We start from the raw sequence: 14,707 nt of genomic DNA, 5'->3' as shown, positions 1-14,707 counted from the left end.
TGGTCTTCAAATTCTGCTTTTTTCAATAAATTTTAAAAAAAATCTGATTTTTCTGTCACCCATTTTGCACCTATGTACGACAATGTGTTGATGATGGACAACAAACTCAACCATTTTGATGCCGATTGGGATAAAATTCTTGATCAACTAGAGGCCGCTGCGGGTTCCGGACAGATGCTCAATGAAGAAGAGGAGCAGTTGCTGGCGGAGCTTCAGGATATCCGTTTGTCTGCGGGAGTAGCTTTGAAAGCCGAGCAGACTTTCGATACCGACCGTCAGTGGGCGAAACTCCGTGAGCAAATTGTGGCTGCTGAAGTTCATCCCGTCAGGAAACAGCAGGTATTTTACATATTGGGGTATTGGGCAGCAGCAGCGGTTGTTATACTTGTCATTGCAGCCGGTTTGTTCTATCGGTCAAATACTTCTAAGCGGGACATTCAGACCGCAAACATCTTTAGAAATGACATTGCTCCTGGTAAAGAGGGGGCCACACTGACGCTGTCAGATGGTAAAAAGATTGTTTTATCTGAAGCCGCAAACGGTTCCCTGGCCAAGGAATCCGGAGTGCAGATCAGCAAAACTGCCGACGGCCAGATCATTTATAAAGTAATAGCTGAAGAAACTTCTGCTGAACCTAAAATCAATACTTTATCAACGATAAAAGGCCAGACCTATCGGCTGGTGTTGCCAGATCATAGTGAAGTATGGTTGAATGCAGCATCGTCCGTTCGTTTCCCAACGTCTTTCAGTGCTTCAAAAACGCGTCGTGTCGAACTGAAAGGAGAAGCTTATTTCGAAGTTGCAAAAGATAAAACACATCCTTTCATTGTCCATACAGCGGATCAGGAGCTGGAGGTATTGGGTACTCACTTTAACATCAATGGGTATCACATTAATGGAGGCACCAGGACGACCTTATTGGAAGGTCGTGTCCGTTTCAGCAACCGGGATGGTCAGCAAATGATGCTTAGTCCGGGACAAGAGGGTATTGTTGATAAAGATCAGCAGATGAGTGTTGTTACAGCAGATGTGAAAGAAGCGATGGCCTGGAAAAATGGTTATTTCCGCTTTGAGCATGAAAGAATCGACGAGGTGATGGAAAAGATCAGTCGTTGGTACGACATCCAGGTGTCATTTGAGGGGGCTATTCCCAATGAGAAATTTAGTGGAAACATTTCCCGGTACAAAAATATCAGCGAAGTATTGAATATGCTGAGCTATTCTAATGCGGTAAAGTTTAAAGTAGAAGGAAGGAGGGTGACTGTAATGAAATAACGACTACTTTATTATATCAACCAACCGTCATTGAAGCAGTGTCAGAACCATAATTGACCTGAAAGATATAAGTACCAGTCCGACGCCAATCGAACTGGTAAACGTAAGGCTGATCAATAACTGAATTATCAACTAACCGCTGAAGGCCGCGATCTCGAAAATACAAAGCCCCCAGCAACAACCTAACTAAACAAATGTACAAAATTTGCACGCAACTGCTGTGCCTGTCGCACGCGCAGAATAAACTAGGGAGAGTCATGAAGTTAACCACTTTTCTCTTACTCGCATTCATCATGCAGGTCAGTGCCACCTCTCACGCACAGAAGATTACCCTGTCAGCTAGAAATGCCGAACTGTTTTCCATTTTTGATCAGATCAGCGATCAGAGTGGTTATGATTTTATTGTTACCAACTCCATCCTAAAAAATGCACATAGGGTAAACATCCGTGTGCAAAATGCGGAGCTGAAAGATGTGCTGGCGGAAATTTTTAAGAGCCAGCCCCTGGAGTTCAGTATTGAGAATAAGACCGTACTGGTGAAAAAGAAAGAACCTTCTTTTCTAGACGACCTGATCAACCGATTTCAGGAAATTGACATCAAGGGTAAGGTTTTGGATGAGCATGACCTTCCGCTTCCAGGTGCAACCGTAAAAGTTAAAGGCACCAAAAAACAGGTGCTGACCAATACATACGGTGAGTTTAGCCTGAGCAACGTAGATGATAAGGCCGTATTGGTCATTTCTTTTTTAGGCTACCAGAGCAAAGAAATTGCGGTGACTGAGAACGTGGGGACTATAAAATTAACTGAACAAACAGGGCAGTTAGAAGAGGTAACGGTATCTACAGGATATCAGACACTTCCTAAGGAGCGTGTGACCGGATCTTTCTCCAGTATTCCTGTAAAGAAGCTGGAGCAGCAGCGTTTGAGTAGTATTGGGTCATTGCTGGAAGGCAGGATCCCAGGGTACAACAACGGGTTGATCAGGGGAACAACATCCATGAAGGGGGTAACCAATCCTTTATATGTGATTGATGGATTTCCGGTGGAGAACACCAAATACAACACAACTGGTTCGATTACAGAAAATGTCCCTGGATTGAACCTTGAAGATATTGAAAGCATTACCGTACTTAAAGATGCCGCAGCAGCCTCTATTTACGGAGCCAGGGCAGCAAATGGTGTGATTGTCATCGTTACTAAAAAACCTAAAAAAGGAAAACCGCAGATTTCTGCATCCAGTACATTTACCCTTTCCTCAAATTCGGTATACACCGATAACCTGACCAGTGCAGCAGACATTGTTGACCTGGAGAGAGAGTGGGAGACCAGCAATCCTAAGCTGAAAGCGGCAAATGCTGCGGCCTATGCTGCGAATGTACTGACCAATGCAGGGTATCAGAGCCAGGGTATCAAAGCCATTCTTGCAAAATATGCAGGTACGATCACCCAGGCACAACTGGATGCCAAACTAAATGAGCTTGCTGCAGGAGGTTATCAGTATTATGATGACGTAGAAAAATATAGCAAACGCAACCCTTTCTATCAGCAGTATAACGTCAATGTGGGAGCGGCAAATGAAGTCAACTCATTTTATTCTTCATTGACCTATCGCAACAATAAGCTGGAAGATAAATATAACTATGATGAGAACCTTGGTCTGAATATCAACAATACGACTAAGATTAATAAATGGCTGACCTTGGAGTTGAGCAACTACCTTGCTTACAACGGTTCTACACAACAGAATTACACTACACTGTCGCCAGGATATACTTTTTTACCTTACGACCGTCTGGTGAATGGAGATGGTACTAACTTTACCTCTACTGCTGCATCACGACTGAGTGCCAATACCATGTCGCTCATCAACAGCAATGGCCTTTACAGTCAGGATATTACTGCCCTGGACGAACAGGGGCGCAATTTGGGCAAGCTCAAAAGTTTCAGTAATCGCTCTTTTGCGAAATTAAACGCCGACATTACCAGCTGGCTTTCCTACAGGTCCACCTTCCAGTATGAGTTTAGCTCCGACAGGTTCAACAGGCTTTACGATAAAAACTCTTACTATGTGAGAAACATGGTCAACAGCTATGCGGGTAAAGTTGCCGGTGGTCCGGTTACTTTCAACCTCCCATATGGAAACATCAATTATGATCAGGACCAGTTTACCTCTTCGTATAATTTCCGTCAGCAGGTGAATGTAGACAAAACATTTGGCGATAAGCACAATTTAACGGCTATCGTAGGTACTGAGGTGAGAAATGCAAAGCTGGAATTTGAAGATCAGTATTTGTATAATTTTGACCCTAATGTGTTGACGTTTGACCTGATCAATGCTAAGGCACTTGCTTCGGTACAAGGCGCTATTTTAGGCGGAGGATATTTCTCTAACAGCAACGTGGCGAGTCAGCGGGAAAATGTAAACCGGTTCGTGTCGGTATATGCGAATGCGGGTTACGCTTACGATAGCAAATATCTGGTTACAGGTAGTTTGCGTTGGGACAGGTCGAACTTATGGGGTACCAATTCAAAGTACCAGAACAAACCATTATGGTCTGTTGGCGCAGGGTGGAACGTTTATAAGGAATCTTTCTTTGATGCGGATTGGGTGGATGTGCTGAAACTTCGTGTTTCCCACGGTATCAGTGGTAACATTGCCAAAGATGCAGCTCCATACATGACGGCTTATTACAACAGTAATAACAATGTGGGCGGCTTGCAGGGATCAATTGGTACAAGACCTAACCCTTTGCTGTCCTGGGAGAAGACCACCACAACGAACGCTGGTGCAGACTTTGCCATCTTCAGAAACCGCATCAGTGGATCGGTAGATTATTATCATAAACAAGGTAAGGACCTACTGGCAAGTACCATGGGAGTGCCTACCGAGGGATTCGGTTATTCAACTTATTCCATCAACAATGGTGAAATGACCAATAAGGGTATTGAGCTTTCCCTTTCAGGCGATGTGATCCGTACCAATGACCTGACCTGGAATGCCAGCATCCAATATGCACACAACAAAAATAAAGTGACTTATGTAAATGTAGAAGCTCCGGTGTATTACCTGCAGTTGGATTATCCACAGGCTTACCCGCGTATCGGGAATCCTTATAATGCCATTTACAGCTACCAATGGGCAGGCCTGAGTGCAGATGGATTGCCACAGGTATATAATGAAAAAGGGGAGAAAGTACTGAATTCTCCGGCAACACTGGAATCTATTGTGTACAGTGGCTCTACCGTTCCTACCTATTACGGTTCCTTTAATAACTTGTTGGAATACAAAAATTTCTCTTTCTCTTTCCTGCTGACGTTTGAAGGAGGTCATAAAATGAGAAACACTTTCCTTCCAGTATTGGGAAGTGCTTATAACGGAGCTTTGGGAGGTTATGTGACGCAGATTACTGCTGTTAATAATGACATCGCAAACAGATGGAGAACAGCAGGTGATGAAAATCGCACCAACATCCCTAGATTGGTGTACGCTGAGGACCCGGCCTACAACAGCCAGAGTGCAGAGATTTATCAGAAAGCGGACATCAACGTTATTGATGCTTCCAATATCCGCATGAGAAATATCTCTTTGGCTTACAGACTTCCAAAGGTGATTGTAAGAAAAGCAGCGCTTGAAAATGTAAGGTTCCAGTTTAATGTGGAGAATGCATTTACCATCGCCAAAAGCAAAGAAGCTAAATATTTATTGAATGGATACCGCCCGGCAAATTTCGTGTGGGGTGTTTATCTGAATTTTTAAAACATACGTGATGCAGATATCTGCTGTTCACCATTTAAAATGAAACAATAAAATGAAAAAGATTATATCCAATACCCTGAAAATTTCGGCTCTGGTACTGCTCGTCAGCTTTAGCAGCTGTAAAAAGTTCCTGGACATTGTCCCTAAAGGAGTAAAGATCCCAACAACGCTGACCGACTATGAAGCGATGATCCGTGATGAATATGGCAATCAGCGCACCACCATCACACAGGCCATTCTGCTCTTGAATGATAAATTCGAAACTTCAGCCAACCTGAACTATTATCCTTTATATACTGCAAATTACTTCTGGAATGAGGCGGCCGACAGGATTGCACTGAACAATAGTGATGAAACCACTTACTACAATGCCTATACGGCGATTTCTACCAGCAATCTGCTTATTGAACACGTCCCGGAATCTACCGATGGAACGGCAGAAGCTAAGGCTGAGGTTGTTGCCCAGGCAAAAGTACTCAGGGCACTGAACTATTATGTGTTGGCTAACTATTACGCCGACACCTATGAGGAAAGCAATGCGGCCACCAAGCTTTCAGTACCGCTCATCCTGAGTGCCGACATCAATGCGCCTTATACTCAAGTGACCATCAAGGAGCTTTATGATTTCATGTTGAAAGACATTGATGAAGCCATTCCCAGCCTGAAAGCAACAAGTGCTACTGTGCTTCACCCTAACCTGGGTGCTGCCCATGCGCTCAAAGCCCGTATATTTTTAACCATGGGCAGGTATAATGATGCGCTTGTGTCCGCAAATCAGGCATTGACCTTTAATGACAAGCTGTTCGACTGGACGCAGTTTTATACTACTTATAAAACACAGATCGAACAACCGGATGTCTACACGAATGCGCCTTCACCAATGGGGTTTGATTTTGTAGAGAATTACTATTTCCGTCATGGCAGTAGCTACAGTTCCGGCAGGGAGTCTGCGATCCGAACAGACCGTGCGACACGTTTTGAAACTGGCGATGCGAGGTTTGCGTCGAGGTGGAAGCTGAGAACAGTTGCCGCCGATACCTACTTTACCAGCATCACCATCGGATTTTTCAATTACGGAGGGCTCACTACTACAGAAGTCTACCTGATTAAGGCGGAGTGCCAGGCGCGCCTGAACGATGTTCCAGGAGCAATGACTACGCTGAATGCTGTACGCTTAAAAAGGATCTTCCCTGCAAACTATACTGCGCTGAGCGCAGCAAATACAGTGGATGCGGTAAAGCTGATCCAGCGTACCAAGTCCAATGAGCTGATCAATAGCATTACTACTTTTGCTGACAGACGTCGTTTGAACAAGGACCCTAATTATGCGACCACAATGACGAAAACGGAAAACAACCAGAATTATTCACTTTCCCCATCCTCTCATCTGTGGACCATGCCTTTCCCTCAAGGTGCATTTAAAAACCCCGGAAATGGTACCATCAAGCAAAATGTAGATAAGTAGCACAGACGACCATTTATAAAAAAGAATTATGAAAATTAAATTGAATAGCCTGATGATGTTGTTGTTGACAATACTCATCAGCCACAATATTGCTGCCGCCGCACCAGCTCCCTTTACGATTACGGGCAGCATCCAGGGCTTGCCTGATGGAATAAAATTAAAGCTTGTTCCAGGTGCCACCCATGCAGATGAGCAAGCTATTGCCACCACGGTTGTAACCAAAGGCAAGTTTACTTTTAAAAGTACAGTGGATGGCATCCGTTTCTTCTACATTATGGCTGCTGAGATTCCCGGTGCTACCTCAGTAATGGTACAGCCTGGCAAAATAACCATGACGGGCAAGGCTGCTTTAGTGGGCAATGAAAACCAGTATTATGACTTTACCGATGTGGTGGTGAAGGGCAGCCAGGCACACCTTGCATACCTGAAGAAGAAAGCGCCAAAGTTTATGCTGGATTCTTTGTTTGAAGCCAATCAGCAATCAAATAAAGAGGTGACGGAAAAAGTAAACCAGGCTTATCAGAAAAAGGATACCGTGCTTGTTAAACAATTAAAGGAGTCGGCGGCATGGAAGAAACTTTCAGATGATGAATCTGCATTTTTTAAATTGGCTGGAGAAAGTCTCAATAAAATAGTGAGCGACAACAAAGACAGCTGGTGGGGGCCTTTCTTTGCGCTGGATCTTTTCAATTATTTTACACCTAAGGATAAGGAAGTCTACGCTTCCTTGTCACAACAGGCGAAGGATAGCTATTATGGAAAAGTTCTCGGCGAACTGGTCAATCCGGTTGGTTTTAAAGGTAAGCCGGCACCTCTAGTAGACCTTAAAGGTGATGCAGGTCTGGCAACAGACCTGGCCTCTTTAACTAAAGGTCATAAATATGTGCTGGTAGATTTCTGGGCTTCATGGTGTGTGCCCTGCAGAAAGTCTATCCCTCAGTTGAAGAAAACCTATGAGGAACTGAAAGACAAAGGGCTGCAGATCGTTAGCATTTCGATAGATAAAAAAGAGGCGGACTGGGCAAAGGCACAGACTGAAGAACAGTTACCATGGCCAAGTCTGCTGGACAAGGGAGCCACCTCAAATGCCTGGAAGATCCAGGCCATTCCGGCGATGTTTCTGCTGGATGAAAATGGGGTAGTAGTTGCTGAAAACCTTAGCCTCGAAGAGATGGTGGCCAGCATGAAAGGCATGTAATTCAGAAATTCATATTAAATACATCGAAGATCATGAAAAATAATTTAAGAAATGCACTGCTGGTATTGCCAATCACAGCCTTATTGGCTGGAGGTGCATTACAGGGTTTCGCTCAGAACGGTAAGTTTTTGTTGAAAGGCAACCTTGCCAATGCTACTGGTAAAGTTTATCTTGGACATGAAGTGGATGGCAACCCGGTGGTCGTGGATTCAGCAACTCTTGTAAATGGTGATTTCACTTTTAAAGGATCTTTGAAGTCGCCGGAGTTTTATACGCTAAATAACAAAAGCCTGCGTTATCCGCTGAACTTCATCCTTGAAAATTCAGCGATCACCGTCACTAAAACTGCCGACAGCTTATCAATGGCTGTAGTTAAAGGATCTGCAGCACATGATGTCTATACTGGATTTTATAACGGTCCCTGGAAGGAAATTACTGCAATTGCAGGCGGGATTTACCAGCGTTCAGATCAAGCGGAGAAAGCAGCAAAAGCTGCAGGAACAAAGGTTGATTCTCTTACAAGAGTGGGTATAGACAAAGAATTTGCAGATCTGGATCTGAAAAACCAGGTGGCAGTAAAAGATTACATCAGTAAATACCCCTCTTCTGCGGGCTCTGCTGCGATCATTTACGACCGTTTTATCGGATATCCCAATTTCCCTGTAGCGACCGGACTTTTTGCGGTATTGACAAAAGAAGCCCGTGAATCTGCCATTGGTCTCAGCATTACAAATGCTTTAGCCATTGATGCTAAAACCGCAAAAGGAAAAGCTGCACCTGCGATCTCTATGGCAGATCCGGATGGAAAGATGGTAAAGCTGTCAGATTTCAAAGGAAAATATGTCCTGATTGATTTTTGGGCCAGCTGGTGCGGTCCTTGTCGCAAAGAAAACCCGAATGTTGTTGCTGCTTACAAAAAGTATCATGACAAGGGGTTTGAGATCCTTGGCGTTTCTTTGGATTCTAAAAAAGATGCCTGGCTGAAAGCAATTGATGCTGATGGACTGTCATGGACGCACGTGTCTGATTTAAAAGGATGGCAGAATGCTGCTGCCGCGGAGTATGGTGTGAAAGCCGTTCCTGCAAGTTTCCTGATCGATCCAAATGGAAATGTAGTGGGTAAAGACCTGAGAGGTGAGGAGCTGAATAAAACACTTTCGGACCTGTTTAAGTAATTCCTGCAATATTATTAAGCCTTTTTGCAATATATTATAAATAAAAAAAGCCGCTTCAATTTAATATTGTTGCGGCTTTTTGTTTTTCATAGGAGTTGTGTTTATTAAGGCATCAACACGGTGTCAATGACATGGATGACACCATTTTTTTGCATTACGTCAGCAATAGTTACTGTGCTCATTCCGCCTTTCTCATCTTTCAGGACCAGCTTTTTACCATCCATCCATGCCCAAAGCTTACCACCTTCAACTGTGGTCAGTTCAGCTTTGCCATTTCCTTTTTTGATGGCTGCAGCAATTGCTTTTGAATCCATTTTTCCTGCTACAACATGGTAAGTAAGAATTTTAGTCAGCATTTCTTTGCTTTCCGGTTTTACCAATGTCTCTACTGTTCCTGCAGGAAGTTTATCAAAGGCAGCGTTCGTCGGTGCAAAGACGGTGAAAGGGCCTGTACTTTTTAAGGTTTCTACCAGACCAGCCGCTTTAACTGCAGCAACTAATGTAGTGTGGTCTTTAGAGTTTACTGCATTGTCAACGATGTCTTTGTTGGCATACATGGCAGCGCCGCCAACCATTGGGTTTTTTTGTGCTTGCACTTCTGTGGCGTAAGTTAAAGTAACTAAAGCGATCACAGATAAGATCAATTTTTTCATGGTAGTGATGTTTTGTTTGATGAGATGTACGGAAGACTGGATGTCTTTGGTTTTAATTAAACTAAAATAAAGTTAATCATTTTATTTTTAGAGGTAATCCGTTTATTTAATAGTTGTGTTTTGTGACTTGATTGAAGATGTGTCCGAGGAGGATGGTCGTGTTTTTCAATTAAATACGATTACTGCAGCGATCTGGTTTTAATGGATTTTAATCGACCGTGGTTCCTAATATAAAGTCGAAACAATGATTCCCTTAACGTGTTGTATGAAAAAAGACATTATGGACAGTCAATATACAAATCAGAGATATTCAGCCGCTGAAGATCCTGAAAAAACGAATCTGGACAATTGGAATGATCGATTGGACGAAAATCTGGAACCTGAAGAAACAGGCGATGAAGAAGCTGATGAAAAGGCTGCAGACTATTCTGAGCGTAACGGCAGCGGTGACCAGTCTGACGAAGATTGATATGAAACTGGAGCAGTTATGCAATGCCCCTGGAAAGTGTTTAACTTTTTAAGGACATTGCATTCTGCTGCGATTTGGTAGAGTGTTAATTAAAATGAGCGCAATTCTAAATTTTAGTCGGCGATGAACTGGAAAGAGTGAATAATGATTTCCACCTCCTGGTTGTTGGATGGAGCGTATCCATTATACAACCACAAGTTCATGTGCACTGGCAGAGATTCCGTGCTGACCGGGAACCCAGTATCGGGAGTGGCCCAGGGATAAAAGGCGTTTGTTTCAGCAGTGGTGTGTCCATGGAAGGCTTTGTAAGAGACCTTCTGACTGTTGCGGTGAAATCTATATGTGGAGTAGGTTCCGTTGAGTGAAAGTTCGTAAGTCTGAAACTGTCGTGTCTGAGGATCGCCGTAGGCTGGATAGACCGTATAATTGAAATTTGGCCAGGCATCGTTACCCCACCGTGCAAACTCAATGTCTACTTCATGGTGTCCATTGTCTCCTGCCTTGTAGTTAAAAAGACCAAGAACAATGTTCTTATCCAGGTCGTCTACAGCCCCTTCAACTTTCCATATGTAAGAACCGTATCCGAATGTCTGCAACGAATGTACTTCTGCACAATTCCACCGGCCGGTAACGGGATCTTTTTTAATTTTCAGATGCAGGTGGCCGGCTGCATCCACCCATACACTGCTGGCTGCCCAATAGTTCGGGCCAGGCCCTCCATATTGCAGGTCGGTAACTTCCTTAACTTCCCAGGTAATCCCGCTGAAGTTAATCGTACTTGCCATCAATGCGCTCGGCGTAGCGTTCGTATTTAAACCGGAGGCCAGTTTTGTTGGCTGTAGATCTGTGACAGGCTGGTCTTTTTTGCAGGCGGACACCATCAGGGCGAGTACCGCTGCCAGGTAAATTTTTTTCATTGTTTCTTTTTAGATTAAGAGTGATAAATAAATTGCAGAAAGCTGTTGATCAGGTAGCTGACTTAATTACAAGTGTTTAGGTTTCTTTATTTTTACCAAAAAAATTCAATAAAAATTAAAATAACTCGGAATTGGCGAATTTTTGAGATTTATCAGGAATGATTGTAGTTTTAGTATTTTAATTTCAAAGAGGACAGGTTCACTATTTTTGTTTGCTTTCAGCTATTAAACGGAGCTGTTTAGTCTTATTTTTGCCATAAATTCAATTTGCCTTCCATTTTCTGATTCGTGAGCGCCATCTTTGCCGAATTATTTAAATTAGGTTTCTTCTGCCCGGGGGAGTATAAAGTGCATTTCGGGCTGAAAATGAAACAAAAAGAACAAGTAAGGAATGATTAAAAGTTTAGTAAAGATTCTCTTTTCTACCCGTACAATGGGTACCATGCTACTATTGTATGCCTTCTCCATGGCCATGGCCACTTTTGTAGAAAATGATTATGGCACACCTGTCGCAAAAGCACTGATCTACAACTGCTGGTGGTTTGAGCTCATCATGGTGATCCTGGTACTAAACTTTATCGGTAACATCAGTCGTTATCGCCTTACGCAACGTAAAAAATGGCCTTTGCTCGTTTTTCACCTTGCCTTTATCGTTATTTTTATTGGCGGATACATCACCCGCTACATCAGCTTTGAGGGTTCCATGCACATTCGTGAAGGAGAATCCAGTGATGAGGTCATTTCAGATGCTACTTTCTTTAAAGTACAGATTGGAAAAGACGATCAGGCATTGGCTTATGATGATGTTCCCGCTATTCTGGTTTCCAACAAAGTGCCGACTTATTTAAAGCCCTTCAAGAAAACCTTCACGTCCGAATATGATTATATGGGAGAACGGGTGAAGATGAAGGTCCTGAATTTTTATTCCAGGGCCCAGGACTCGCTGGTTGTGCAGGACGGGGGAACACCCACACTTCACCTTGTGGTGCTGGAAAACGGACAAAGGGTAAATAAATACATTCCTGCAGGAAACCTGCAGCTGATCCAGAACATGCTGGTCAGTTACAATAAACCTACTCCTGGCGCCATCAACATCGATGATACCAAAGGTTCGTTCCAGATCTCTTCACCTTATGAAGGCAATTACATGATCATGGCTACGCAGGAAAGGAAGGTGGTAACCGGTAATGATGAAGTACAGCCTTTTAACCTCAGAAGTCTTTATACTTATGGCGGACTTGCCTTTGTAGTTCCCGAGGCTCCGGTATCAGGCAAGATCTTATACTTTGAAGGCGATAAAAAGAAACATGAACACGATCCGGATCTGGTGATCCTGGAGGTAACAACGCCAACTGCGGTAGATACGGTATCTTTCTATGGCGGAAAAGGAATGACCAATTTCCAGCACCAGAGTGAAATCGGCGGACTGAGGGTATCTCTTGCTTACGGTTCTAAAATCTATAAAACACCGTTTTCTCTGAAACTGGCCGACTTCAAGATGGAGAAGTATCCGGGAAGTACGAGCCCTGCCTCTTACTCTTCTGACGTGGTACTCCAGGATTCAGGAAATGAAACACCTTATAAAATATTTATGAACCACGTGCTTGACCATGGTGGATACCGCTTCTTCCAGGCCAGTTTTGATGATGATGAAAAAGGGACCGTTCTTTCCGTCAATCACGATTACTGGGGGACAAACGTGACCTATATTGGTTATACCTTCCTCTTTCTGGGAATGTTCGTTACGCTCTTCTGGAAAGGCACACACTTCTCTAAGTTAAATGAACAATTGAAAAATATCTCTAAATCAAAAGCCCTGATCCTTGCCATGTTGTTTCTGCCACTGGGTGCTGCATTCAGTCAGGAACAGAAAATAGACATGCATGGTAAAAATGGACCTCAGCAGATGCCGCCGGTGATGCCTCAGGAGCCACACGATCACGAACATGATCATGAGCACGACCATGCACATGAAGGAGAGGCCGGGCATAACCACATGCAGAGCCCCGACCATGTTGCGGAAGTGCAAAAGATTTTCTCTGCCAAGACTTCTGATCCGGTACAGTTTGCTGCAGCTGTAAAAATCGACGCAGATCATGCTGATAAGTTTGGCAGATTGCTCGTGCAGAACATTGATGGGAGGATTGAACCTGTAAATACCATGGCGCTGGAGATTCTCCGGAAGTTACACCGTAAGGACCGTTTCCATTCCCTGAATGCGAATCAGTTTTTCCTGTCTGTATCTACGATGCCTTTCAACTGGGTAAACGTTCCCCTGATTAAGGTCGGTTCTAAAGGAGGGCCTGCATTGTTAAAAGCAACAGGAGCTAATAGTGACGGATACACCTCTATGGTCAGTCTCCTGCAGATCAGCACCGATGGATCGGTAGATTTCCTGCTGAAGGATGATTACCTGAAAGCTTTTGCGAAAAAACCTGCGGAGCAGGACAGCTATGATAAAGACGTCATCGACCTGAATGATAAACTGCAGGCCATGGAGCAGCTGATTGGTGGCAAGTACCTGCGCATCATTCCGATTGCAGGTGATGAAAATAATACCTGGATTGCCATGGCTCCAACACCTGCGGATAGTGTGGCCACCATGCCTAATCCTATAGATCGTTATTTTAAAGCAATCAGTGCCGCCCAACAAGGTGGAAACTGGGCTCCTGCAAATGAGGCACTCGACTATATCAAATCTTTGCAGCAAAAATATGGTAAAGATGTGGTGCCTTCTGAAGCGAAAATTGATTGGGAAGTCAGCTACAATGGCTGGAACCTTTTCCTGAACCTGATGATTACCTACGCACTGCTTGGTGTAGTGATCCTGACACTGGCATTCATGAAGCTGTTCAGGAATTCCAAATCGCTGGACCTGCTGGTTACTTTTGTGTTGATATTGATCAGCATTGCTGCGTTATTGCAGGCTGTTGGCCTTGGTGTACGCTGGTATATTTCCGGTCATGAGCCATGGAGTAATGGTTATGAAGCGGTATTGTTCATCAGCTGGATTGGGGTACTTTCAGGCTTGCTGATGTACCGTAATAGCAATGCCTTTATTCCTGCTGCAGGATGTCTGATTGCGGTAATCCTGATGGGCTTTGCACATGGTGGCTCGCAGATGAACCCGCAGATTACACCTTTGGTGCCGGTATTGAAATCTTACTGGCTGATGATCCACGTGGCGATCATTACTTCCAGCTATGGCTTTTTTGGATTGAGTGCGCTGATCGGAACAGTGGTGCTGGTCCTGTTCATCATCGACAACAAAAAAATCAATGCCAAAGTGAAAGCTTCAGTTACTGAGCTGACAATTGTCAATGAGATGTCCCTTACTGTAGGTCTGTTTTTGCTTACTGTAGGAACTTTCCTTGGCGGTATCTGGGCAAATGAAAGCTGGGGACGGTACTGGAGCTGGGATCCTAAAGAAACCTGGGCATTCATTTCGGTGATCATTTACGCGTTCATTTTGCATGTACGCCTGATTCCAAAGTTGCAAGGTAAGTATCTATTCAACCTGTTGTCGTTGATCGGATTTTCAACCATCATCATGACCTATTTCGGGGTGAACTATTACCTCACAGGTCTGCATTCCTACGCACAGGGTGATCCGGTGCCGATTCCATCATGGGTATACATCACCATTGCCAGTGTGTTCGTGCTGGCTGTGATTTCCTACCGTAGATATAAAGTGATGAATCCAAAGAAATAATTTGCTGTATTCAGCATTTGTAAGGATGCTCCTAAATGGCGAGGTAATTTAATCAGCCGTTTAGGAGCATTTTATTTAAGCACGT

9 protein-coding genes are annotated in these 14,707 nt (G+C 43.9%); 7 read left to right on the top strand and 2 right to left on the bottom strand.

The genetic code is table 11. The annotated features are described in order from the left end of the window. Positions 1-72 precede the first annotated feature (72 nt). From PBAL39_RS01760 to PBAL39_RS01740, 5 genes are all read left to right on the top strand, one after another. Positions 73-1,275, top strand: a complete 1,203-nt coding sequence (locus PBAL39_RS01760) for a FecR family protein (protein WP_008237605.1) — start codon at positions 73-75, stop codon at positions 1,273-1,275. A gap of 257 nt (positions 1,276-1,532) precedes the next feature. Beyond that, on the top strand, positions 1,533-5,033 hold the full coding sequence (locus tag PBAL39_RS01755) for a SusC/RagA family TonB-linked outer membrane protein (protein WP_008237603.1): 3,501 nt from the start codon (positions 1,533-1,535) through the stop codon (positions 5,031-5,033). 52 nt (positions 5,034-5,085) lie between these two features. Further along, complete coding sequence (locus PBAL39_RS01750) at positions 5,086-6,498, top strand: RagB/SusD family nutrient uptake outer membrane protein (protein ID WP_008237602.1); 1,413 nt, start codon at positions 5,086-5,088, stop codon at positions 6,496-6,498. Between the two features lie 28 nt (positions 6,499-6,526). Further along, positions 6,527-7,696, top strand: coding sequence for a TlpA disulfide reductase family protein (locus PBAL39_RS01745; protein ID WP_008237600.1), 1,170 nt, complete (start codon positions 6,527-6,529; stop codon positions 7,694-7,696). A gap of 32 nt (positions 7,697-7,728) precedes the next feature. Next, a complete protein-coding gene (locus PBAL39_RS01740; protein ID WP_008237598.1) occupies positions 7,729-8,871 on the top strand; it encodes a TlpA disulfide reductase family protein in 1,143 nt (380 codons plus the stop codon). A 104-nt stretch (positions 8,872-8,975) separates the two neighbouring features. Here PBAL39_RS01740 and PBAL39_RS01735 read toward each other — a convergent pair whose 3' ends face one another. Continuing rightward, positions 8,976-9,524, bottom strand: a complete 549-nt coding sequence (locus PBAL39_RS01735; protein ID WP_008237596.1) for a fasciclin domain-containing protein — start codon at positions 9,522-9,524, stop codon at positions 8,976-8,978. Between the two features lie 265 nt (positions 9,525-9,789). On the opposite strand from PBAL39_RS01735, the gene PBAL39_RS01730 reads away from it, so the two are divergent. Then, positions 9,790-9,993 (top strand): hypothetical protein, encoded by a 204-nt coding sequence (locus PBAL39_RS01730; RefSeq protein ID WP_008237595.1) that lies wholly within the window; start codon positions 9,790-9,792, stop codon positions 9,991-9,993. Positions 9,994-10,106: 113 nt separating this feature from the next. Here PBAL39_RS01730 and PBAL39_RS01725 read toward each other — a convergent pair whose 3' ends face one another. Beyond that, positions 10,107-10,910 carry a glycoside hydrolase family 16 protein gene (locus PBAL39_RS01725; RefSeq protein WP_008237594.1) on the bottom strand — a complete coding sequence of 268 codons (804 nt, stop codon included), beginning with the start codon at positions 10,908-10,910 and terminating at the stop codon, positions 10,107-10,109. A 391-nt stretch (positions 10,911-11,301) separates the two neighbouring features. Between PBAL39_RS01725 and ccsB the strand changes: the two genes are divergently transcribed. Further along, on the top strand, positions 11,302-14,622 hold the full coding sequence (ccsB, locus tag PBAL39_RS01720) for a c-type cytochrome biogenesis protein CcsB (RefSeq protein ID WP_232282880.1): 3,321 nt from the start codon (positions 11,302-11,304) through the stop codon (positions 14,620-14,622). Positions 14,623-14,707 lie beyond the last annotated feature (85 nt).

Source organism: Pedobacter sp. BAL39, from assembly GCF_000170795.1.
Taxonomy (GTDB): Bacteria; Bacteroidota; Bacteroidia; order Sphingobacteriales; family Sphingobacteriaceae; genus Pedobacter.
The sequence above is the reverse complement of the archived record's forward strand: the minus strand, read 5'-3'. Positions and strand labels throughout refer to the sequence as shown.